This window comes from Mesorhizobium sp. M7A.F.Ca.US.010.02.1.1, assembly GCF_004023085.1.
Taxonomy (GTDB): domain Bacteria; phylum Pseudomonadota; class Alphaproteobacteria; order Rhizobiales; family Rhizobiaceae; genus Mesorhizobium.
The window spans coordinates 15,450-35,836 of sequence record NZ_RZRV01000042.1; the positions used below are offsets into that span (position 1 = coordinate 15,450).

A 20,387-nucleotide genomic window follows, 5' to 3' on the forward strand; every position below is an offset into this window, starting at 1 on the left:
CCCGATTTTTCCCGTAGAAAGCGAGTTTAGCGGGTCTCGCGTGCAAGACTGACCACCAGCCGATCGACGCTGGGGTCGTCGAGACTGACGATATGGGCCATCAGCATCGCTCGCCTCATGCTGATCCTGGTGACGTCCTGCCGCATGATGACCGACACAAAGGCCGGCCCCGATCCGGTGAGGACGATCGCCCTGCCGACCAGAACTGGTTCGGAGATGGGCGCCCACTGTACGGTCATGATCGAGGGCTCGCTTGTCTGGCGGCGGTTGATGCCTGTGAAATAGATCCAGTTCAGGCGCGAGATCGCCACGCCGTAATGGTTGCCGGGCATTCTCGAACCACCCTGGCCATCGCCCGGAGCCCAGCGCGTTACCCGCCTGAAGGTGACGAGATCGGCCTCACGCCGCACGAAGGTGACCGAGCGCATCAAAAAATCGGGTCGGCCGGGGATCGAAAAATAGGTGAAATAGGTGCCTCCGGCGATGGCGGGCGACGGCGGCCGCACCATGTTCTCGTACAGTGCCTCGCGCAACGTTGCATTGCTGTCGCCCTTGGCTGCCGCGGCGGCCGGCTCACGATACAACTCATCCTCGTCGATCTTGAAATAGTCGCAGATCAGCCTGGCGGTGGCTTTGTTGGGAACCGCCTTGCCTTGCAGATAGCGCTCGAACTGGGTGCGGTTGATGCCAAGCTCACGGCACACCGCGCTGACGGAAGCGTGGCGTTGGACCAGCCGCCTGAGATTGGCGGCGAGATTCTCGCGGATTGGCACGACATCTCCCCGACAGACGTACGGACCAGTATTAAAGCGATAGCTTATATACACTTGCATGACGTAGCGAGGGTGCGAAGATGGACCTTTGTCCAATAGGGCGAGGATCCCGTGGCGCGTAGACTGTACGATTTTGACAGTCCGGCTATGCAAGCCCCGCAAATGGGCGTATTTCGGTGGCAAGAGCGACCTCAGATCGGCCTCTCGACATCCTGCAATGGAGGGCGGTTTGGATCATACCGGCCTGGTCGAGCTTCTGGACTACACACAAGCGCAATTGACGAAGATCCGCCAGGCGGTCGCGGCAAGCGAGCACGCCGGTGCCATGTTCACCATCGACTGCCTTGTCGGAGCGGCGGCCGAGCAGACGAAGTGCAAGCTTGCAAGTCTGGAGCATGCCGGCTTGCCGGTCGGCAGGGATGGGCCGATTGGCCGAGGCGCATTTGAAGGCGGTGCGGCGCTGCCCGGCAAAGCGACATCGGGCAAGCCGGATGCCGGCGGCGACCGCTCCTGATCAGGGCGCGCCGATCTCGCCGATCAGCCTTGCATATTCGGCCTCGGCTTCGCCGTAACTGCCATTGGCAAGTTCCAGCAGCCCGGCGCGGTCACGAATGACGATCTCGCCCCGACGCGAGCGGATCAGCGCGCGGCCTTCGAGCAATTGAAGGGCAACGGTGACGCCCGGCCGCCTGACACCAAGCATGATGGCCAGGAATTCGTGCGTGATGGCGAGATGTTCGCCCGGCACGCGGTCGTCGCACATGAGCAGCCATCGCGCCAGCCGCTCCTCGAGCTTCAGCCGCGCGTTGACGAGCGCGGTGCAGCCGGCCTGGGTTTGTAGCACGTTGATGAAGCGCAGCAGGAACATGCGCATGGTCGCACTTGCCGCCAATGCTGCCTTGAATGCGCCGGCTTCGATGCGGATCGCCTCGCCTTCCAGTTGTACATAACAGGCATGCGGCGCACGGTCGTCGCCCATCACCAGGGAGTATCCCGTCATGCCTTCTAAGCCGATGAAGCCCACTTCGGCCTCTTGGCCGCTCGCCGTGCTGGCGACCACCGAACCGATGCCCTGTTCGATGAAGTAGACGGCCTCGATCGGAATATTCGGGGTCACAAGCATCATGCGTAGCGGCAAGTCGCAGCGCTGCATGTGCGGCTCGAGCAACGCCAGATCATCCGCAGGCATGCGTCGCAGCAGTTGGTTTCGGTATTGATGATTTTTGTTGGGATCAGACATGGCGTGGCCCAATGCAGGGCAAGAGCCATCCAATCTCCCAGCCGTCCGTGCCCGTAAAAACGTGCGGACGATCGCCTATGTATAGGGGCGCAGAACGAATAAAGCTATGAATGCGATGTGAAATTCGAAGCACGGCGCCCCCCAACGCCCGTTCGCATATGAAAAGATCGGCCTGAATGTTAGTGTCGGAAACGTACCAAGCGCCACTTGGTACAAAACCGACATATATCTTGAGAGCGTCGGATCACGGTGAGGGCCGATAAAATCCGCCGGCTAATGACAAAGCGCCATGTCGCGCTGGGCCTGAGAACCGTTCGAAAAAAGAAGGGCAGACCGGCGGGAGAATTGTACGATACTTACTGTGATGAGGCCGATGTTGACTCTTGCTCAGTCCGATTTCATTTTTTGATCCACAGCGTCAAAGGAAGTGGTCGCTGCTCCGAAAGGGGCTTCTTATGTCGAGCCTTCATAAGCGCAATCCCGGTTTCCATCCTTCCGATCTGCAGCTGTGCCAGCGCGTCTTCGATCGGGTCTGCCTGGAGCGCAAACTTGACCGCATGTCAGGGCAGTCGGACGTACAGCGGCTGGCAGCCACGGTGTTTTCGCTGTTTCAGAATGGCTGCCGCAATGAAGGCGAGTTGCTCGAAAGTTTCAGGCGGACCCGCCAATGACCAAGGCCAGGATCACGTCCGCGACACCGGCAGCCAAAAACGAACCTTACGACGCTGCGATCTTCGCCCGGAAATACGGCATGTCGCGGAAGGCCGCGGAGGTCGTGCTGTCCGCGAACGGACCGTCCAGAACGGCTTGTGACGCTGCCGCGCGCTCTTTTATGGAAGCGGTTGCCCGCAGAGCGAAGAGCAGCCATGAACACTGAAGTTGCGAGCGACTGCCGTTTCGCCGCCGACCCGCAGGCGCGTCCAATGCTGCCTTTATTGGACGCCGCGAGGCGTCAGCCTGTCGGCCCTGTCGGACCTGTCACTCCTGAAGCGGCTTGCTGCGCCGTCACGGCAGAGAGTTTCTGCCGTTTGAGCAGCATCGGTTTTTCATAGATATTCTTCATGTTCATGGCTTCCCTCCGCAAAATTCGATTGCGGGAGCGTCGTCGCCGGCCGCGCTCTTGTCAAGCCGACCTTGTCGAGGGTCGGCCGACCGGGACGAAAATCCACGCTTCAATTCCTGTCGGCCGGCTTGGAACGCATGCGCGAAACCGTCTCGCGCTCGGCGCGCTTGGAGCGCAGCGGCGGCAGGCCGCGGTCGATCAGGTCCATGTCCTCCAGCACCATATCGCCCATGCGCTTGAAGGCGATGTCGAGCGCGCCGGCACGGTGAGCCGAGCGCAGGAAGCCGGGCAGGGTGCGCACCGGATGGTCCCGCGCCAGCGGTTCTTCGGGGAAAACGTCGCTGGCGGCGACGATGTGGCCGCTCTTCACCGCCGCCATCAGCGCCGGGAAGTCGACCACGCCGGCGCGGCTGAGCAGGATGAAGGCGGCGCCCTTGCGCATGCCGGCAAAGGCGTCGGCACCGAGAAAACCCTGGTTCTCGCTGGTCACCGACGCAACGACGAAGATGAAGTCGCTGGTCGACAGCACCTCGTCGAGAGAGGCCGGCTCGACGCCATTGTCGATGAGGATGGATGGCGGCAGCCAGGGATCGAAGACTTTGGTGCGGGTGCGGAAGCCCGACAGCAGCCGGTTGAGCGCCCGGCCGAGATCGCCGAAACCGATGATGCCGACATCGGCGCCGGACAGGAGCCGCGCCGTCTGGTTGCCGTCGCCGCCCCACAGTTCCTGTCCCTGGCGGAAGGCGAGGTCGGCATCGACGATGTCGCGGGCAAGGTTGAGCGCCATGGCAAGGCCAAGCTCCGCGACCGGCTCGGCGAACACCAGGCCGGTGGTGACGACATGGATGCCGCGCGCGAACAAGGTCTCGTAGGGCATGTTGTTGATGAGGTTGGTCTCGACATTGAAGACGCAGCGCAGCGCCTTCATCCGGTCGAGCGTTTCGGGCGATATGGGCGGCTGGCCGATGATATAGCGCGCCTCGGCCAGCACGTCGGCCGGCAGTTTCGCGACGCCGTCAGCGGTCGTCTCGACAATGCGATAATGCGCCTTGAGCCGCGCCAGCTGCCGGGCTGTGAAGATCAGGTCGAGCGTGCGTGGTTCCGGCGCACTGATAACCAGCGGCAAGGCGCTGTTGGACATGACTATTCCCTCTGTTCCGATGGCCAAAATACCTTGGATGAAACGATTTACAACATCGCGCGGGGAGGCGAGACGGGGCGCTGTTGCCAGCGCGTTCAGCACAGCCCTTGGGCAGGACCAAGCGGGGCCAGACGGAACACTAGCCGTCTCTAAAAGTTGATGCTTGCGGCATGTGGTGCCCTCCATCGCCTGCCGAAGATCGGGGCCTCAGATCGGCCCGCGCCTTTCTGCCGAGAGAGCGCGGGCTTACGCCATGCTGGGCGCCCGCCGCTGTCCCAGATGCCGGACCTTGCGGCCGATGATCATCAGCTGGCGCGCGGTGTTGTTGCGCAGGCGCCTTGCGCGCCATTCCAGTCCGGTGCCGGCGGTGATCGACTTGGCATAGTAACTCACCCGCATACCATCCTCATCGGCAGCCACCTTGACCGGGTCGTCATAGAAAGCGTTGATCTTGTCAGCCGCCATGCCTGGTGTTTCGAGCCATCGTGGAATGTGAACCGAATGGAGCTGATCGACGTCGGTCATCACCCGGCCGATGCCGACGCCCGGTGTTGGACACGTCGTGCAGAAGGCATCGCCGATGAAGATGACCCCGTCGCGGCGATGGCCTTGCGTGGTGCTCAGACTGATCTGTCTGACCTCGACAGGACTTGCGATTTCAAAATTTCCGCATCGCGCTGCTATTTCGGGCATCAGTTCGCAGAGCATCTTTTGCGGCTCCTGGCGAAACGCCCGCGTCCACGCTTCGGCCACATTGCGATAGAGGAACATGTTCGCCCGCATCTTGTCGCCGAGGGGAAAGATGCTGATGTAGGCGATACGGTCGGCAGCCCGCCTGCTGTAGCAGGTGACGGACTGATGACCGAAATTACGCGGCGAGATGGCGAGGTCGAATCCCATGGACAGTGAATGCGCCTTCGATTGCTCGATACGCTCGACCCCGACGGCGCGCCGCACCGCCTCGCCGTGGCCGGTTGCCACCACCAGCAGGCGGGCATCGATGACGGCGCCGTCGGCCAGCACAAGCCGCTGCCGGTCCGGTCCAGTCGAGACTTCGGTTACCTTGCCGACCGTCAGCGGCACTTGCGCAGGCAAGGCATCGCGCAGGCCATTGATCAGCGCGCCGTAGGAGAATGTGAATTCAGCCTTCTTCTCATGCGCGAAAAACTGGCCGAGGCGAAAGACATGCGTGTCGGTCGTCGAGGTGACGAGACGCTTGAGTGTCGCATCGAGGCCGAGCTTTTCGAACAGCAGCATCTGATCCATGCCGATCTTCTCGGCCCGGAACTCCTCGTGGTGGACGCGGTGCGGATCGATCAGCGCCACCTTGCGCCCGGCTTTTCCCAACAGCATGGCTAAGGTGGTCCCAGCCATTCCGGCACCGACGATCGCCACATCGACTTCGGCCGGGCAGGCCTCTGAGATACTCATTCTGCTGCCCTTTCTGGTGGCAACTGCACGTTCACAATCTCCGGTAGAAAATATCTTCCGGACCTGAATCAACCGCAAGCAACCGGAGCGCGTGCCTGGTAGTAACCAATGTTTAGGTTAATCGCGGGCCCGCTGCTTCCAGCGCGGTGCGATCGCCGAGCCATCGATGAACTCAAAGCCGCCAGCCTCGTTGAGCGTGTGAAGTTTACGCCCACTCCATAGCGCACCTGGATGCAAGATGGTTTCAACGACCTGCTCCATGCCGATCAAATCAAGGTGAGAAATGCGTGCGATGCCAAGCGCCGCGCCATAGCTCCTGCGGCAGTCCTGAACCGGGCGCAGCAGGTCGTTGCCGCGCCTGACCATGCGGCCGGCCGGCCGCGCCGAGGCGATGTCGATCAGCACGGGATTTTTGGGGTGCGGCGTCCAGGGGCCGCGAAAATCCGGCGCCGACCACAGATGCAGCGCGTCGGAGAAGGCGCCGCCGCCGTCGCGGACGGTGGCGAACAGCCACCAGGCGCCGCCATGCTCGACAAGCGTGGCGTCGCTGGCCACGACACCGGACAGAAGCGTCGCCTCCTTGACCCATCCACCGGGGAAGGCGGTGGCCCGGTAGAGATCGACGGTGCCGTTGGCGCAGCTTTCCGGCACCATCCAGACCTCGCCGTCGCGCTCGAAGACGAAGGGGTAGGAGAGATGGTAGGGCAGATCCAGCACCGGTTCAGGTCGTCCGAGCGGGCCTGCCGGGCCGAAGGGCACGGCGGAGATGATGGCCTTGCCGAGCCGGTGAATATAGTCCTCGACGAACAGGGTCAGCTGGCCCTGGTAGAGGATGGGAAACGGATCGGCGTAGAAGCGGCTGCCATCGTCCGGCAGCTCTTGCCATCCCGACGCCGGATGCGCACGCAGGTCGAAAAGATCGCGGCCCCCGGTTTGCCGCCAGCCGACCTTCCAATGCGGCGCGTTGTAGCAAAGGTGATAGATCTTCTGGACGATCCGCCGCGCCAGCGTCTTGCCGGCTCTGACCCCAAGCTTGCCGGCCGAGGGCATTGGCGGCGGGCTGCCTGCCTGCGCCGGCTCTGGCAGATCGGGCACCGACTTTGCCGCGCCTGACATGGCAGCGACGATCAGGCTTGCTGTGCGCGCCAGCATATCCTGGAAGGACGCCAGCGCGATGCCGCCATATTCTGTGCCCAGACGCCCGGCGGCGATCGCAACGCCGTTCTCCTCGATGCGGGCAAGCGGCGTGCGGCCGGCGAGGATCAGGGCCAGCAAGGCCGCTTCCCCGCTGGCGCCGTCATAGGTGACGCGCCAGACCCGTGTGCTTTCCAGCCTGACATCGCCGCAGAGATCGACGACCAGGTCGGGCGAAGCGGGGGACCGCCGATAGGGCGCGAGCGCCGAAAGCGGCACACGCTTGGCTAGTCCATCATGGGCCAGTCCGTGTATCGCCGTTTCGAGTTGAAACAGGGCCGCGGCGCTGCGCGGAATGCCGCCGCCCGCGGGCCTGACATCGACGGACAGTTCGACGTCGCCGAGCGCGGCAAGGCGCTCCAGCAGCGTGAGATGAAAGGCGCGGACGCAGTCGCCGTCCAGGCGTAGACTTATCTGCATGGTGGAGGTCCGAAAAGGCGGTGCCCGGCCTTGCCGGCCAGGCCGGTCCGGTCAAATTGTAACCCCATCTGCATCCGTCTCCGCTACGCTGCGTAGCCAACACCTCGATATGTATATTTTTAAGCAAACCGCGTGCCAAAATTCACGTCACCTCTCAACATAATTAACAATGTTTTAACAGTTGGAGGAATAGCTAGGTTATCGCCGCAAACTGATCTTGCCGGCATATGGAGTATTGTCGGAGGCAGCCATGCAATCATCCCTGCCCATGGTTCCTCAGCAACACTCTCCGGATGCGGCACGCGCGGGATCATACGCAGCTTCGACTGTCGAACTGGGCGACCTGAAGCGCATCCTGGTGCGCCGCCGGTTCTGGATCTTCGGTACCGTTGCACTGCTGACGCTGGTCGCCCTGCTCTACGGCCTTTTCACACCTGCGCTCTACAGCTCGGCGGCGGAAATCCTGATCGATCCGCAGGATCTGCAGGTGGTCACCAACGACGTCAATCCCAGCCGTATCTCACCCGATGGCGGCATCACGCAGGTCGAGAGCCAGGTCAGCGTGGTCCAGTCGACAGGCGTGCTGATGCGGGCGATCGCGGCGACAAACCTGACGCAGGATCCGGAATTCAACGGGCAGGGCTTGCTGTCGCGCCTGCTCGGTTCGGCATCGGCCGAAGGCGACAGGTCGGTGCAGACACTCGACGCGTTGCGCCGGCGCCTGGCGGTGAAGCGGGCCGACAAGGTCCTGGTCCTCGACGTCATCGTCACCGCCAAGAGCGCCGACAAGGCCGCCCTCCTGGCCAACGCCATCGCGCAGGCCTACCTGGTCGACCAGGCGAGCGCGCGCGCGAAAATGGCCAGGGACGCCTCCGAGTCGATCACCGCCCGGCTGGACGAGCAGCGCAAGCGTGTCCAGCAGGCCGAGAATGCCGTCGAGGCCTACAAGTCCGCCAACAACATGGTGATGGCGGCAGGCAATCTGGTCAGCGACCAGGAACTGACCGAGATCAACACGCAGCTTGCGGCGGCGCAGAGCCGCACCGCGGCGCTGAAGGCGCAGGTCGACCAGATGCGCCGCCAGAGCGGCACGGCGGACGCAACCTCGGAAGCGATGCGCTCGGCGGTGATCTCGAGCCTGCGGGCGCAAGAGGCGACGCTGGTCGACCAGGTCTCGCAGCTCGGCACGGAGCTGGGGCCTCGTCATCCTTCGCTGATCGCCGCCCAGCAGCAGCTGCGCGACACGCGCCAGCTGATCGCGCGCGAACTCGGCCGCATCGCCACCGCCACCGAGACGGACTACGAACGGGCGCTGGCCAACCAGCAGGCGCTGGAAGCCAAGGTCGCCGGCATGAAGAGCAAGTCGCTCGACACCGACCAGGCCTCGGTGCGGCTGCGCGAATTGCAGCGCGATCTCGAGGCGCTGCGTTCCGTCTACTCGAACTATCTCCAGCGTGCCCAGGAGACGCGCGAGCAGATCAATGTCGACAGCACCAATGCGCGCATCATCTCCAACGCCATGCCCGCCTTGAAGAAGAGCTGGCCGCCTTTGCCGCTGCTGTTGCTGGGCGCGATATTCGGCGGCCTCGGGCTCGGCACCGGTCTGGCGTTGATCGCCGAATATTCCTCGCCGACGGTGCTTTCCAGCGCGCAGATGCAGTCGGCCATCGACGCGCCGGTGCTGGGCGTGGTGCCGGCAAAGTCGGGCACTGGCCGGCGCTGGTGGCCTTTCGGCGGGGCGCGCGCCGTCGCCTCCAGCCAGAAGACCGACGCCGTCGTCGGCCTTGCACTGAGGCGCATGTTCAGTTCGGGCCAGCGTCCGGCGGACTGGCCGCTGGTGCCTTCCATCCTGGTGACATCGTCGCCGGGCGAGGGCGCGCAGCGCAGCCGGGTGGCGCGGCTGCTGGCCGATGCCGCGGCATCCAGGGGCAGCCGTGTGCTGTTCATCGATGCCAATGCCGGCGGCGACCAGAAGGATCCGCAGCCGGGAGTCCTCGATGTGCTGCGCGGCGAGTACGCCTTCGAGGCCGTCAGCCATTACGCAGCCGGCAGCAACGTTGCCGTGCTGGGCAGGGGCCGCTCAAAGGCGGTCTTCCAGGAAGCGCATGGCATCTATTTTGCGCAGCAGATGCTGGCGCGGGCCAGCCGGAGCTTCGAACTCGTCGTCATCGACGGCGGCGCGCTGGCCGACAATCTCAATGCCTCGCCGCTGGTCGCCATGGCCGACGAGATCGTGCTCGTCGCCACGCTGAACGCCACCCCGATGCGCGACGTCACGACGACCGCGCAGGCGGTTTCCGTCATGGGGCGGTTGCCAACGGCCGCCTTGCTGGTCGACGAGGCCGCCTGATATGGCTGCCAGTTGGAGCGCAAGCGCTTCGAACCATGGTGTTGCCGCACCCCGCGCCGGCACGTCGCTCGATGCGCTGACGCGCTTCGGACTGATCGCGGCGGTAGCGGTGCTGTTCAGCATCTCGGGCGGCATGCTGTGGCTGGTCGGCTACAATTATGATGGCCTGTTCGGCAACCCGGCGACCAAGATCCACCCGTCCACCTATCTCATCGTCCTCCTGTTTGCCTGGCGTTCCTGCGCATCAGGCAATCCGGTGGGCCATATCGTCCATCTCGCCGACAGGCGGCCGGCCAGCGCACTGATGGCCGCCATATCAATCGTGCTTTTGTTCGTCGTCATCGCCAGGCAGCGGCCCGGCATGGCTGGCATGATCGATACGTTCGTGGCCGCGGCACTTCTGGTGCTGATGCTCAGCGAGGACGACGAACGGACATTCGCCGGGCTGCAGACCGTCGTTCACGTTGTCATGACGGCGAATGCGCTGCTTGCCCTTTTCGAGTTCGCCACCAAGACGCTTATCTTTCCCTATCGCCTCGACGGCGTGGCGTTTACCACCGATCTGCGCTCGAGCGCTCTGCAGGGGCATCCGCTCGCCAATGCCATGGTGACGTCGATCTACGTGCTTGCGCTGCTCTCCGGTGCCAGATCCCTGTCGACGCCTGTGCGGATAGGGTTGATCGGTCTGCAATGCGCGGCACTTGTCGCGTTCGGCGGCCGTTCGGCGATGGTGATGACGGTTGTGCTGGGCGGCTGCTACCTGCTTTTTCAGGGCACCACCAAATTGCGCCAGGGACGCGTCAATCTCTTGGGTGCGGCACTCGGCTTCATGCTTGCCGCGCTGCTGCCGGTCGTCATCATCGTGGCGGCATATTATGGCTTTTTCGACGCGCTGCTGGAGCGCTTCGTGTCGGACAGCGGAAGCGCCAATGCCCGCGTCGAGATGTTCGAGCTTTTCAAGCACCTGGAATTGCGCGATCTGATCGTGGGGCCGGATGTCGAGCTGATCGACAGCCTGCGCCGCATCAACGGTCTCGAACAGGGCATCGAGAACCCGATCATCCGCACGGTCCTCTATCAGGGCGCCTTCTTCACCCTTTTGCTGACGTTCGGCTTCGTGCTGTTCCTGTTCGAGGTGGCGCGCCGCTGCCATGCCGGCATCTGGCTGCCGATGCTGGGCTGGGTCATCCTGATCAACACTTCGGAAAGCGTCGCGTCGAAGACGACGCTGCTGACCAAGTTCGTGGTGCTGGCATTGGTGCTTTACCGGCCGGCGCGGGCAGCTTTCAGACCGGTCAGTCCACCGGCATGGTCAGGCCAAGCGCCGCGATGATATCAGGGTCCACCGCCCGGGTGGTATCGTCCATCATGCCCATGCCGTCGAAGAGATCCCACAGTGCCCAGGCGAAGCCGAGTTCCTCGGCGCTCCGCCTGACATCGGCGATGTAGCGCCCGCGATCCGGGTTGGGCGCGGCGACATAGCGGGCGTCGGTGCGCAGCGCGCCGAACTCGCCCATGATGATGCGTTCCGGCGCAAGGCCGTGGCCGTCGGCCCAGTCGCGAACCTGGCGAAGATATTTGTCGACAAACCAGCGGTCGGGCCGGGCGTCGAAATAGACTTTCAGCACACGCTCGGTCTCGGCATAGGCTGCCTGCTTGGCGTCTTCAGGGGTTTCGGTGTCCTGCGCCATGCGCGCCCTGACCGATGCCAGCGTCTGCTCCAGCGAGCCGGCGGATGCCGGCCACGGCACATTGTTGAGCGACCGGTAGACGGGCTCGCGCATCCAGGGCGCGCCCTGATGGCTGAACAGATAGGGCTCATAGAAGTGGAAGGTGAACAGGATCGGCTCGAACGGGGACAGCGGTGCCGGATCGAGCGCGTTCAGTCCGCTCACCATCGAGCCGCAGCCGCCGGTGACGACCAGCGGCAGGGTCGCGGCCGAGGCTCTTGCCGCCGTCAGAAGTGAAAGCTGGATCTGCGACCAGACGTTCGACGCGCAGGCCTGCGCCGGCTCGTTGACCGGCTCGAGCGCCACCCTGCCGGGCTGGAACCGCGCCAGCCTGCCGGCAAGCTCGCCGACCAGCCCGCGGTAGAGATCGAAGGCGGGCGCCGCGGTGCTGGAGACCATGCGGTCGGGGTTCCAATAATGGGTGGCGGCATTGGCCTGGATGTTGACGATGATGCCGAGACCGGCGTGGAGGGTGGCCGTGACAGCCGCGTCCAGTATGTCCAGCAACTTGCCGCGCGTGGCGGCGTCGGCGGCCAGGAAAGGGCCGGGATCAACAGGCAGACGGATGAAATCGAGCCCGGTCCTGCGCAGCCGACGCAGGTCGTCCGGGGTCGGCACCGGCCGTTGCGACTGGAAGGGCGGCCAGTCATAGTCGGTGCGCGGAGCGGGAAATTCGCGCGTCAGCGAGAACCAGGGCCAGGCGTTGACGCCGCGCCGAAATCGCGGCCCGGCGGCTGCGCGAGCGATTGGTGCGACCGGGAGCGAGCCGAGAGCCGCCGCGGTGGACAGCGCCGTCCGCAGCACCCGCCGGCGCGACCAGCCTGTCATACGGTTCCTGGCGATGCGTGATCCATCGCGGTGGTCTTGGCGGCGGTCATGCCGAGCAAATGATAGGCCTCATTTTCATAGGCAAGCAGGACATCGTCCCAGCGAAAGGCTTCGCGGGCGCGCGCCCTGGCGGCAACGCCGCAGGCCTTGACCAGGGCATCATCGTCCAGCGCCTGCTGCATCCGCTTGGCGCAACTGTCCTTGTCGGTGAAGTAGATCGCCGCAGCCCCGGCGGTCCATCTGTTGTAGGGATTGTCGTGGGCGATCACCATGTTGCCGGCCGCCAGCGCCTCGACCAGCGAGGGGTTGGTGCCGCCGACCGTGTGGCCATGCAGATAGGCGCGGGCGTGGTATCTGAGCGCCTTGACCGTCGCCTGGTCGTAGATGGCGCCCGGCAGGACCACCGAGCCATTCGCCGCCTTGCGGATGGCGGCATGATAGGGGATGTCGTCGGACAGCGTTCCCAGCACCACCAGCTTCATGTCGCGCTTGGCGGAGCAAAAAGCTTCGACGATCGGCAGGATGTTGTTGTCGGGTTCGATGCGGGCGATCGAGACCAGATAGCGCCCGGGCTCGAGGCCGAGCGCCCGGACCGGCGCCTCGGGCGCTGATGTCACCGGATCGGCGCCATAGGCGATGGTGGCGATGGCGCTGCGCGGCCGGCGTGTCGCCAGGTGATCTGCGATGGCGGGATGATCGGCGACCAGCCGATGCGAGGCCCATGCGCCGATCCATTCGTTGAGCCAGAACCAGGTTCGCGCCGCCATTCCCCATTTTGGGCGGCGCCACTCGATGCCGTCCATGTTGGTGAAGATCTTGCGTCGTTTCAGCCTGAGCCAGGTCAGGAAGACCGCGCCATTGTAGCCGAGCACCAGGCAAACACCCGGTTGCCGGGCGGCGTTGCGGGCGCATTGCCAGTCGAATTCCAGCGTCGCGCGCGGTCCCTTGGAGGCGACCTGGATGTGAATGAGCTCGATGCCGCGCCAGGTTTCGCTGCGCACCCTCTGGTCGATCCGCTCGACCTCATCTTGGCAATAGACGCCAACTTTCCAACCGCGCCCGACAAGAAACAGCGCCAGTTTTTCGGCAAAGGTTTCAAAGCCGCCATGGGCCGCGGGTATGCCGCGGGTCCCCAGGATCAGAATGGCGGGCGTTTCTGGTTTCATGGCCGGCGGCACTTTCACATGTCTCATATATTAGATATTGCTTAATTTATAATGAGCAGATGGCAACTTCCGTGCCACCTCCCGATTTCAGTATCTTGCGAGGGATCATCGCGCGGGGTTGTAAAAAAACGGTGTTGAAGCCGATGGTTGTTTCATTCTCGGTCAACCCTTCTGTGCGTAGCTGTATCGAAACGAAGCAATGCCTGGGGCGTACGGCCGGCAGTCGGGCGTATCGAACCGATAGTCGGATATATCAACCGATAGTCGGACGTTTCGAACCAGGCATGATTCTTGCGGACGGGCTTCTGCCACAATCGCCCAGCGCGATGGTTGTAGCACCCGGCGGGATATAAAGATGCGGATTGCCTGCGTTCATCAGGGTTATGAACTCTATGGTTCTGACCGCAGCTTCGCGGAGAGCGTTGCCGCGTTGCGCGCCGCGTTTCCGTCGGCCGACATCGAAGTGGTTTTGCCGCGTAGCGGGCCGATCGTGCGGATTCTGGAAGCGCATGCCAGCCGGATCGTCTTCGAACCGCTCTGGGTGCTGAGGCGCCAGGCCATTGCGCGCCTTGCGACCGTCGAGATGGCGCGATTGCCGGTTGCCGTGTTCAGGGCGTGGCGGCGCCTCAAGCATTGCGACCTCGTCTATGTCAACACCTCGATCGTGGCCGACTACGCGCTGGCCGCACGCCTTCTTCCCCATAAGGCCGTCCTGCACATCCACGAAATCCCCGAAGGCGCCATGCGCAGGGTACTTGTCGGCCTGATGCGCTGGAGCCACGCGGATCTGATCTTCAATTCACACGCGACACGCGCCGCGTTTGGTGATCCCAAGGCGGCGCGTGCGTATGTCGTCTACAACGGTGTTGCCGGGCCGGCGGCGGTCGAACCGATGACATATGACGGCAAGCGTCCATTGCGGGTGCTGCTGCTTGGCCGTATCAACCGGATCAAGGGGCAGGAAATCCTGCTGGAGGCGATCGCCTCGATGCCGGCGGAACTCCAGGCGAGGATCGAGGTGCGGCTGGTCGGCGGCGCCTTCGAAAGCACTGAGCGCGAGCATGCGCTTGCCGAACTGGTCGAAACCATGGGGCTTACTGGGCGCGTCAGAGTCCTGCCTTTCATTCCCGACCCCTCTGAGCATTATCGATGGGCCGATATCGTCACCGTGCCGTCGCGGCGTCCGGAATCGCTGGGCCGCGTCGCCATAGAGGCGATGGCTTACGGCCGGCCGCCACTTGTGTCGGCGATCGGCGGGCTGGTGGAAGTGGTCAGCGACGGGGAGACCGGCTGGCATGTTCCGCCCGGCGACGCAGCAGCTCTTGGCGCGAAATTGCAGGAGATCATCCTCGCCCCTGAGGCCTGGCGCGGGTTTGTCGCTGCCGGGCGCGCGCGCTACGAGGCAATCTTCAGCGAGCCGGTCGCGGCTGCGGCGATCACCGCGATCGCCGCCGACAAGCTGAAGACGACCATCGCGCGGCCGGGCAGGGTGCCTGCTGCCCGCGAAGCGGAGACGCGGCCGTGAAGTTAGCGTTTCCGAGCCATCTGGTTCGACGCCTCGTGCTGATGATCGGCGGTGAGGCGATGCAGAGCGGCTTTCATTTTGCCCTCAACATCATGCTGTTGCACATGCTGTCGGCGCAGGGCTACGGCCTCTTCGCCATCGGCATGGTGATGGGCGGTGTCGGCCTGTCCTATATCAGGTCGCTCACCGCCGTTCCCGCCAGCATCTGGATGAGCAAGAGCACCAACAGCGCCGGCGTCGACACCTATGACGTGGCGTTCGGAACGGCGGCGCTGATCGTGGCTTTGCTGATGGCCGTCGGCACGGCAGTCCTGATGCATGTTCTTGGCGATCCAAGCGGAATTGCCGCCGGCTGCTTCGTCGGTGCCTGGTCGTTGCGCAGCCATATGCGCACGGCTTTCTTCGCACGGCGCCAGCAAGTTGTCGTCTCCGTCAGCGATGGCGCTTTTACAGTCGCCGGCTGTGTCCTGACCGGGCTGTCGATATGGTTGGTCCAAGACCCGCTGCAGACCGTGTTCTATGCACTAGCCGCGGCAAATGTGTTCGGCATTTTCGTCCTGGTCCGGCTGGCTCGGCGCTCGCTTCGCATCAGCTTCCGCATGCCGACGCGGCGACGCTATGTCAGACTCTGGCCCCAGCTGCGCTGGTCGGCATTCAGCGCGACCACCACCAACATCCAGGGTCAATGTCTGGCGCTGCTGGTCGCCGGCATTGCCGGTCCTGCCGCCTACGCACCTCTGGCGGCGGTTCTGGTGCTGTTTGCTCCGCTGCGCATCATCAGCCTTGCGTTCGTCAACATGACGCAGCCGGATCTCGCCAGGCTGATACGGAACAATGAAACAGGCCGTGTCTGGACGCAGGCCAAGATCTGGGCGCTCGTCATGGGGCTCGGCGGCCTTGCTTATGGATGTGCGATCATGTTCGTCCTGCCGATGATAAAATCCCAGGCTCTCCAAGACGCTTCGACCTGGTTCATCGGACTTTTCGTGATCGCAAATTTTGTCCCTATCATGCTCTATATCATGCCCCGCATCGTGCTTGAAATACTCGGCGATTTTCGGATCGTCGCGTTCATCACCACGGGCGGCGCGGTCGTCGGCCTGGCGCTGATCGCGGCCCTGCTGGCAATCGCGTCTCCGCCGTGGGCGTTGTTGGGTTCCGCCGTCTCGGAGATGTTCGTGCTCGTGGCATCGTGGTATTTCGCGCATCACCGCATGTGGAATATCGAGCATCCCGATGAGGCGCGCGACAGCCGGTTGGGCGCGTGGCGGCGCACGCTGCCGTTCGCTACGGCAAAGCGATAGGAAAAAACATGGCAGTCCAGGCGGTGCAAATTGCTGCGGTGGCCGGCTCGCCCGATGGCCAGTCCTCCCATCCGGCCACCGTCGTCGCCATCGATGCCTACACGGCGCGGCTCCACACCAGCCTGGAAGCGGTGAGGCCGCTCTGGCTGCGCCTCCAGACGGACGGTGTGTGCACCGCCCACCAGAATTATGCCTGGGCCGAGGGGATCGTTGCGCGGCTGATGCCGCAAGGTGCGGAACTGCTCATCGTGGAGGTAAACGATGCCGTCACGGGTGCGCCGCGAATGCTGGTGCCGCTGATACGGCGACCGGCCTTCCGCCATCGGGTGATCGAATGGCTGAGCTGTGGCGTTTGCGACTATTCGGCACCGCTGCTGGCCGATGCCAGCCCGTGGACGACGCAATCGGCGCAGGCCGCGTGGGCCGCGGTGCGTTCCGTGCTGCCGCCGGCGGACCGCATCCAGATCACGGGAATTCCGCAATCGATCAGCGGCGTCGCCAATCCGCTGGCCTTGCTCGCGGCCACGCGCGATTCCCTGCATACCAGCTTCGGTCTCGCCATCGACGGCGACCCGGAAACCGTCCTCAAGCGCCTATGCCGGCCATCCTTCGTCAAGGCCTTCAACAAGGACTGGCGCCGCCTCGAACGGCTTGGCGACGTGGAACTGGTCGAAGCCGACACACCGGCCCTGGTGGAGGTCATCTTCGGCGGCCTCGTCCGGATGCGGCTCAGCCGCTTTCGCGAACTGGGCCGCTTCGACCTGCTGACGCAGGCGACGGTTGTCGACTTCTATCGAAACGCCGCTCTCGAGGGCCTGTCTGATGGGTCGGTGCGGCTCTTCGGGTTGCGTGTTGGTGAAGCTCTGATCGCGGTCCAATACCTGCTGATCCATCAAGTCACCGTTCATGCTCTGCTGATCTCAATCGATCAGGGCGCGGTGCCCAATGTCTCGCCGGGACTTCTGATCATGGGCAAGTTGATGAGCTGGGCGCGCGGGCGCGATTTCAATTATTTCGACCTGTCGGTAGGCAACCAGAGTTATAAGGAACATATGGGTGCCTTGGGTTCGGGCCTGCGCGAGCTTTGCCACGGGATTACGGTGCGAGGCAGCGCCGTGAGCGCAGCCATCGAGATCCGCAACCGGGCCGAGGTGTTCGTGCGCTCCAAACCTCGGCTGCTGAAGAGGCTCCAGGGACTGATGCGGGGTTTGCGGCGCCTGCGTGGGGGATCAGAATGACGGGAGAAGCATGTGGCAAGCTACGCGGCGGGAACGACTCCGATAAGGGATTTGCCCGGTGGGCCATTTTCCCCGACTGTCGCCAACGTTGATGCAACCGCGCACTTCACGGCTCGGCTGCACACCAGCTTCGACACCGTAAGGCTGCTATGGCTGCTCCTTGAAGCTCACGGCGTCTGCACTGCCCACCAGCATTATGCCTGGGTCGAAGGAATCGCCGCACGGCTGATGCCCAAAGACGCGGATCTGGTCCTCGTCGAGGTGAGTGACGACGTGACCGGCGCGCCGGCCATGCTGCTGCCGCTGATGCGGCGCCGGGCTCTCGGCCACCACGTGATCGAATGGCTGAGCTGCCGCGTGTGCGACTACGCGGTGCCGCTGCTGGCGGATGGGAGAGCGTGGACCAGGCAGAGTGCCGACGCCATGTGGGCAGCGGTCCGTGCCGTGCTGCCATCGGCGGATCGCATCCATATCGCGGGAATTCCGCAGCAGGTCCACGGCGTGGCCAATCCGCTGGCATTGCTTTCGGTGGCGCGCGACTCCATCCAGGTCACCTCCGGCCTCGTCCTGCATGGCGATCCGGAGACGCTCATCAAGCGAATCTGCAAGCCGTCCTTCGCCAAGGCCTTCCGCAAGCATTGCCGCGGCTTCGAACAGCTTGGTGGCCTCGCTTTGGTCGAGGCCGATACGCCTGACCTGACCGAGGAGCTCCTGGATGCACTGCTGGAACTGCGGCTCAAGCGTTTTCGTGAGCTCGGACGTTTCGACCTTCTGACGCAGGCGCCGGTCGTCGATTTCTACCGCGCCGCGGCGCTGCAAGGCCTGTCCAACGGATCGGTGCGGCTCTTCGGACTACGCGTCGGTGAAGCCTGGCTTGCCTCCATCTATGTGCTGGTGAGAAAAGGCACACTTCACGCCCTCCTGCTCGGCATCGACCAGAATGCGGTCGCCAATGTCTCACCCGGCCTGACGACGATGGGCAAGCTGATGATGTGGGGATGCGAGCGGGGCTTCGACTATTTCGACCTGTCGGTCGGCGGCCAGGGCTACAAGCGACATATCGGTGCCTCGAGCTCGGTACTGGCCGAGATCTGCGAACCGGTGACGGTGCGGGGCAGAGCTGCGAACGCAGCCATTTTGCTGCGCAGCCGGGTCGAAGGCATGACGCGGTCGCGTCCCCGGCTGCTCAAGGCCGTCCAGGGCCTGACGCGCCGCTTGCGGCGATTGAAGGACTGAGTACGAGCGTTTGCCGACGACCGATGCAAGGAGGCACCAAGGCCGGCAAGCTTGTTGACTGGGTTGGTTGGCTCTATATCTGAAAGCGCCGCTTGCCGTTCAGAAATGAGTGTCCTCGGCAGATTTTTTAAGTTGGCGTTTTCGGCAGATCATATCGATGGATGCAAGTTTAGGAGATGGGATTCGTTCCATCCTCATTATTCAAACGAAGTACATTGGAGATGTCGTTCTGACATCTGCTTTGGTTCGCAATCTGCGTCTTTCTTATCCGCAAGCATCGGTGACCATGCTTTGTGCGCCGGGTCTCAAGCAGTTCATCGTCGCGCAAGGGATCGCCGATGTTGCCGTTGGCTTTGAATCCCGTGGCAGAGGAAGGACTCTGCTCAAGCGTTTGAGCGACCATCGTGGCGTCATCTCTGATCTGCGGCGTCGGAAATTCGATCTTAGCATCGACCTTACCGATTCAAAAACCTCGCGGATCATGCATCGCTTGATCGGGGCTCCACTTCGCGTCGGCTTCGATCCTTCCGAGCATCCGATGAAGTTCTGGGAAATCCAGCTTGCAAACGTGCTCGCCGCGACCTTCGGACATGGCGGACCGCATTATCTCTACAGGAACCTGTCTCCACTCAGCGCCCTCGGGTTGGATTATCAGGATCCAACGCCTCGGCTGCAGCCGACCAGGACTGCCCAGGAAGAGTGTGCCAGGCTTCTTGCGGAAAACGCTTTGGCGAAGAAGTCCTATGTGGCCGTGCATGCCGGCGCGAGGTTTGAAGGCCGTTGCTGGCCGCCGCAACATTTTGCTGCGGTCATCGATGAGGTATACGCCAAAACCGGGCTGCGATCCCTGCTCGTTGGTGGGCCGGATGAAGGGCTTGCCGCGCAAAGGATCCTTGAAGTGGCAGCATCGCCGGTCGCAAGTGTCGTCGGAAAAGCCTCGCTTGAGGTCTTGACAGCATTGTTGGCCGAAGCGTCGATCTTTCTTGGCAATGAGAGCGGCCCGATGCACATCGCGGCCTCTGTCGGAACTCCAGCGGTGGGGCTGTACGGTCTGACGTCGCCTGAGCAATGGGGCCCATTCGGTGTCCCCAACCGGACGCTCCAGCCGCCCATGCCTTGCCCATGCATCGCTCCAGGTTTGTGTAAAGAAAACAACGCCGGTGGGGTCTATTGCGTCCAGCGGCTCCAGGTTGCCGATGTTGCGGCGGCGACACTCGATCTCATCGGCACGGAAGTTCAAAAATCTGCTCATTCGGGCACGCCGGCCGCGTAGCAGAGCGGCAGCGACGGACGCTAGTTTTGGCGGCGTGGTGGTGCACAGTTCATCTTCGTGTGCTTCACGTCTTGATTCAGGCCAAGGCCCAAGCATATTCAAAAGATTGGTAAATTTAACCGGGCCGCATCCTGCGCTGTCCGCGAAATTGACAGGACGGCGCGTCTCCGCCATCCTTGACCCCAGTCGTCAGGCTGCCGGCAGCGGCCGCGTTTTGTGTCTGGGGCGACCGAGGGCAGTGTCATGTTCAGTCCCGTCACAGGTCAGAATTCCAAGCGCGCCGCGGTGCGCAAGGCGCTCGATCGTCACAAGGTCTACATCACCGCGCAGCGTTTTTCGGCAGGCACCTACCAGGCCCGGGTTCTGGTCGACGGCGAGGCCTATTGGGTCGACGAATTCCGGCTGAGCCAGCTGCAGCAAGGACTGTCGCCGGCGGAGCTCGAGTTGACGCCGGCCGCTGACGATTGAGAGCGTG

General features: G+C 63.4%; 19 protein-coding genes. 11 read left to right on the forward strand and 8 right to left on the reverse strand.

Annotated features, from left to right (window positions below; translation table 11 throughout):
• Window positions 1-26 precede the first annotated feature (26 nt).
• On the reverse strand, window positions 27-773 hold the full coding sequence (locus EOA19_RS28910; protein WP_023813298.1) for a helix-turn-helix transcriptional regulator: 747 nt from the start codon (window positions 771-773) through the stop codon (window positions 27-29).
• A 229-nt stretch (window positions 774-1,002) separates the two neighbouring features.
• Here EOA19_RS28910 and EOA19_RS28915 point away from each other — a divergent pair, with 229 nt between their 5' ends.
• The gene (locus EOA19_RS28915) at window positions 1,003-1,287 is read left to right on the forward strand and encodes a hypothetical protein (protein ID WP_128305546.1); all 285 of its coding nucleotides are present in this window, start codon (window positions 1,003-1,005) and stop codon (window positions 1,285-1,287) included.
• Here EOA19_RS28915 and EOA19_RS28920 read toward each other — a convergent pair whose 3' ends face one another.
• The gene (locus tag EOA19_RS28920; RefSeq protein ID WP_128305547.1) at window positions 1,288-2,013 is read right to left on the reverse strand and encodes a Crp/Fnr family transcriptional regulator; all 726 of its coding nucleotides are present in this window, start codon (window positions 2,011-2,013) and stop codon (window positions 1,288-1,290) included. It abuts the gene before it with no gap.
• A gap of 455 nt (window positions 2,014-2,468) precedes the next feature.
• Here EOA19_RS28920 and EOA19_RS28925 point away from each other — a divergent pair, with 455 nt between their 5' ends.
• Together EOA19_RS28925 and EOA19_RS28930 are read left to right on the forward strand one after the other, a co-directional pair.
• Complete coding sequence (locus tag EOA19_RS28925; protein WP_128305548.1) at window positions 2,469-2,684, forward strand: hypothetical protein; 216 nt, start codon at window positions 2,469-2,471, stop codon at window positions 2,682-2,684.
• A complete protein-coding gene (locus EOA19_RS28930; protein WP_023813302.1) occupies window positions 2,681-2,890 on the forward strand; it encodes a hypothetical protein in 210 nt (69 codons plus the stop codon). The genes EOA19_RS28925 and EOA19_RS28930 overlap by 4 nt, the downstream gene beginning before the upstream one ends.
• A gap of 75 nt (window positions 2,891-2,965) precedes the next feature.
• Here EOA19_RS28930 and EOA19_RS28935 read toward each other — a convergent pair whose 3' ends face one another.
• From EOA19_RS28935 to EOA19_RS28950, 4 genes are all read right to left on the reverse strand, one after another.
• Window positions 2,966-3,082 carry a putative RiPP precursor gene (locus EOA19_RS28935; protein WP_348629858.1) on the reverse strand — a complete coding sequence of 39 codons (117 nt, stop codon included), beginning with the start codon at window positions 3,080-3,082 and terminating at the stop codon, window positions 2,966-2,968.
• A 103-nt stretch (window positions 3,083-3,185) separates the two neighbouring features.
• Entirely contained in the window at window positions 3,186-4,217 is a 1,032-nt protein-coding gene (locus tag EOA19_RS28940) for a hydroxyacid dehydrogenase (RefSeq protein ID WP_128305549.1), read from the reverse strand.
• Window positions 4,218-4,463: 246 nt separating this feature from the next.
• On the reverse strand, window positions 4,464-5,648 hold the full coding sequence (locus EOA19_RS28945; protein WP_128305550.1) for an NAD(P)/FAD-dependent oxidoreductase: 1,185 nt from the start codon (window positions 5,646-5,648) through the stop codon (window positions 4,464-4,466).
• A gap of 117 nt (window positions 5,649-5,765) precedes the next feature.
• A complete protein-coding gene (locus EOA19_RS28950; RefSeq protein ID WP_128305551.1) occupies window positions 5,766-7,262 on the reverse strand; it encodes a formyl transferase in 1,497 nt (498 codons plus the stop codon).
• Between the two features lie 250 nt (window positions 7,263-7,512).
• Between EOA19_RS28950 and EOA19_RS28955 the strand changes: the two genes are divergently transcribed.
• Window positions 7,513-9,612 carry an exopolysaccharide transport family protein gene (locus tag EOA19_RS28955; protein WP_031213619.1) on the forward strand — a complete coding sequence of 700 codons (2,100 nt, stop codon included), beginning with the start codon at window positions 7,513-7,515 and terminating at the stop codon, window positions 9,610-9,612.
• Between the two features lies 1 nt (window position 9,613).
• On the forward strand, window positions 9,614-10,945 hold the full coding sequence (locus EOA19_RS28960; protein WP_128305552.1) for a VpsF family polysaccharide biosynthesis protein: 1,332 nt from the start codon (window positions 9,614-9,616) through the stop codon (window positions 10,943-10,945).
• Here EOA19_RS28960 and EOA19_RS28965 read toward each other — a convergent pair.
• Window positions 10,908-12,170, reverse strand: a complete 1,263-nt coding sequence (locus EOA19_RS28965) for a cellulase family glycosylhydrolase (RefSeq protein WP_128305553.1) — start codon at window positions 12,168-12,170, stop codon at window positions 10,908-10,910. The two genes, EOA19_RS28960 and EOA19_RS28965, sit on opposite strands and share 38 nt — an antisense overlap.
• Window positions 12,167-13,336, reverse strand: coding sequence for a DUF1972 domain-containing protein (locus EOA19_RS28970; protein ID WP_164893068.1), 1,170 nt, complete (start codon window positions 13,334-13,336; stop codon window positions 12,167-12,169). The genes EOA19_RS28965 and EOA19_RS28970 overlap by 4 nt, the downstream gene beginning before the upstream one ends.
• 355 nt (window positions 13,337-13,691) lie before the next feature.
• On the opposite strand from EOA19_RS28970, the gene EOA19_RS28975 reads away from it, so the two are divergent.
• The 6 genes from EOA19_RS28975 (at window position 13,692) to EOA19_RS29000 (ending at window position 20,380) form a co-directional block, all read left to right on the forward strand.
• Window positions 13,692-14,861, forward strand: coding sequence for a glycosyltransferase (locus EOA19_RS28975; RefSeq protein WP_128305555.1), 1,170 nt, complete (start codon window positions 13,692-13,694; stop codon window positions 14,859-14,861).
• Window positions 14,858-16,165 (forward strand): hypothetical protein, encoded by a 1,308-nt coding sequence (locus EOA19_RS28980; protein WP_128305556.1) that lies wholly within the window; start codon window positions 14,858-14,860, stop codon window positions 16,163-16,165. The genes EOA19_RS28975 and EOA19_RS28980 overlap by 4 nt, the downstream gene beginning before the upstream one ends.
• 8 nt (window positions 16,166-16,173) lie before the next feature.
• Window positions 16,174-17,403 (forward strand): GNAT family N-acetyltransferase, encoded by a 1,230-nt coding sequence (locus tag EOA19_RS28985; RefSeq protein WP_128305557.1) that lies wholly within the window; start codon window positions 16,174-16,176, stop codon window positions 17,401-17,403.
• A gap of 12 nt (window positions 17,404-17,415) precedes the next feature.
• Complete coding sequence (locus EOA19_RS28990) at window positions 17,416-18,639, forward strand: GNAT family N-acetyltransferase (protein WP_128305558.1); 1,224 nt, start codon at window positions 17,416-17,418, stop codon at window positions 18,637-18,639.
• A 109-nt stretch (window positions 18,640-18,748) separates the two neighbouring features.
• Window positions 18,749-19,912 carry a glycosyltransferase family 9 protein gene (locus EOA19_RS28995; RefSeq protein ID WP_348629859.1) on the forward strand — a complete coding sequence of 388 codons (1,164 nt, stop codon included), beginning with the start codon at window positions 18,749-18,751 and terminating at the stop codon, window positions 19,910-19,912.
• A 243-nt stretch (window positions 19,913-20,155) separates the two neighbouring features.
• Entirely contained in the window at window positions 20,156-20,380 is a 225-nt protein-coding gene (locus EOA19_RS29000) for a hypothetical protein (protein ID WP_023813316.1), read from the forward strand.
• Window positions 20,381-20,387 lie beyond the last annotated feature (7 nt).

Excerpts from the sequence above, each read along its gene's own strand:
- EOA19_RS28920 (WP_128305547.1), bottom strand. The coding sequence starts at position 2,013 with ATGTCTGATCCCAACAAAAATCATCAATACCGAAACCAACTGCTGCGA.
- EOA19_RS28925 (WP_128305548.1), top strand. The coding sequence starts at position 2,469 with ATGTCGAGCCTTCATAAGCGCAATCCCGGTTTCCATCCTTCCGATCTG.
- EOA19_RS28930 (WP_023813302.1), top strand. The coding sequence starts at position 2,681 with ATGACCAAGGCCAGGATCACGTCCGCGACACCGGCAGCCAAAAACGAA.
- EOA19_RS28935 (WP_348629858.1), bottom strand. The coding sequence starts at position 3,082 with ATGAACATGAAGAATATCTATGAAAAACCGATGCTGCTCAAACGGCAG.
- EOA19_RS28940 (WP_128305549.1), bottom strand. The coding sequence starts at position 4,217 with ATGTCCAACAGCGCCTTGCCGCTGGTTATCAGTGCGCCGGAACCACGC.
- EOA19_RS28945 (WP_128305550.1), bottom strand. The coding sequence starts at position 5,648 with ATGAGTATCTCAGAGGCCTGCCCGGCCGAAGTCGATGTGGCGATCGTC.
- EOA19_RS28950 (WP_128305551.1), bottom strand. The coding sequence starts at position 7,262 with ATGCAGATAAGTCTACGCCTGGACGGCGACTGCGTCCGCGCCTTTCAT.
- EOA19_RS28955 (WP_031213619.1), top strand. The coding sequence starts at position 7,513 with ATGCAATCATCCCTGCCCATGGTTCCTCAGCAACACTCTCCGGATGCG.
- EOA19_RS28960 (WP_128305552.1), top strand. The coding sequence starts at position 9,614 with ATGGCTGCCAGTTGGAGCGCAAGCGCTTCGAACCATGGTGTTGCCGCA.
- EOA19_RS28965 (WP_128305553.1), bottom strand. The coding sequence starts at position 12,170 with ATGACAGGCTGGTCGCGCCGGCGGGTGCTGCGGACGGCGCTGTCCACC.
- EOA19_RS28970 (WP_164893068.1), bottom strand. The coding sequence starts at position 13,336 with ATGAAACCAGAAACGCCCGCCATTCTGATCCTGGGGACCCGCGGCATA.
- EOA19_RS28975 (WP_128305555.1), top strand. The coding sequence starts at position 13,692 with ATGCGGATTGCCTGCGTTCATCAGGGTTATGAACTCTATGGTTCTGAC.
- EOA19_RS28985 (WP_128305557.1), top strand. The coding sequence starts at position 16,174 with ATGGCAGTCCAGGCGGTGCAAATTGCTGCGGTGGCCGGCTCGCCCGAT.
- EOA19_RS29000 (WP_023813316.1), top strand. The coding sequence starts at position 20,156 with ATGTTCAGTCCCGTCACAGGTCAGAATTCCAAGCGCGCCGCGGTGCGC.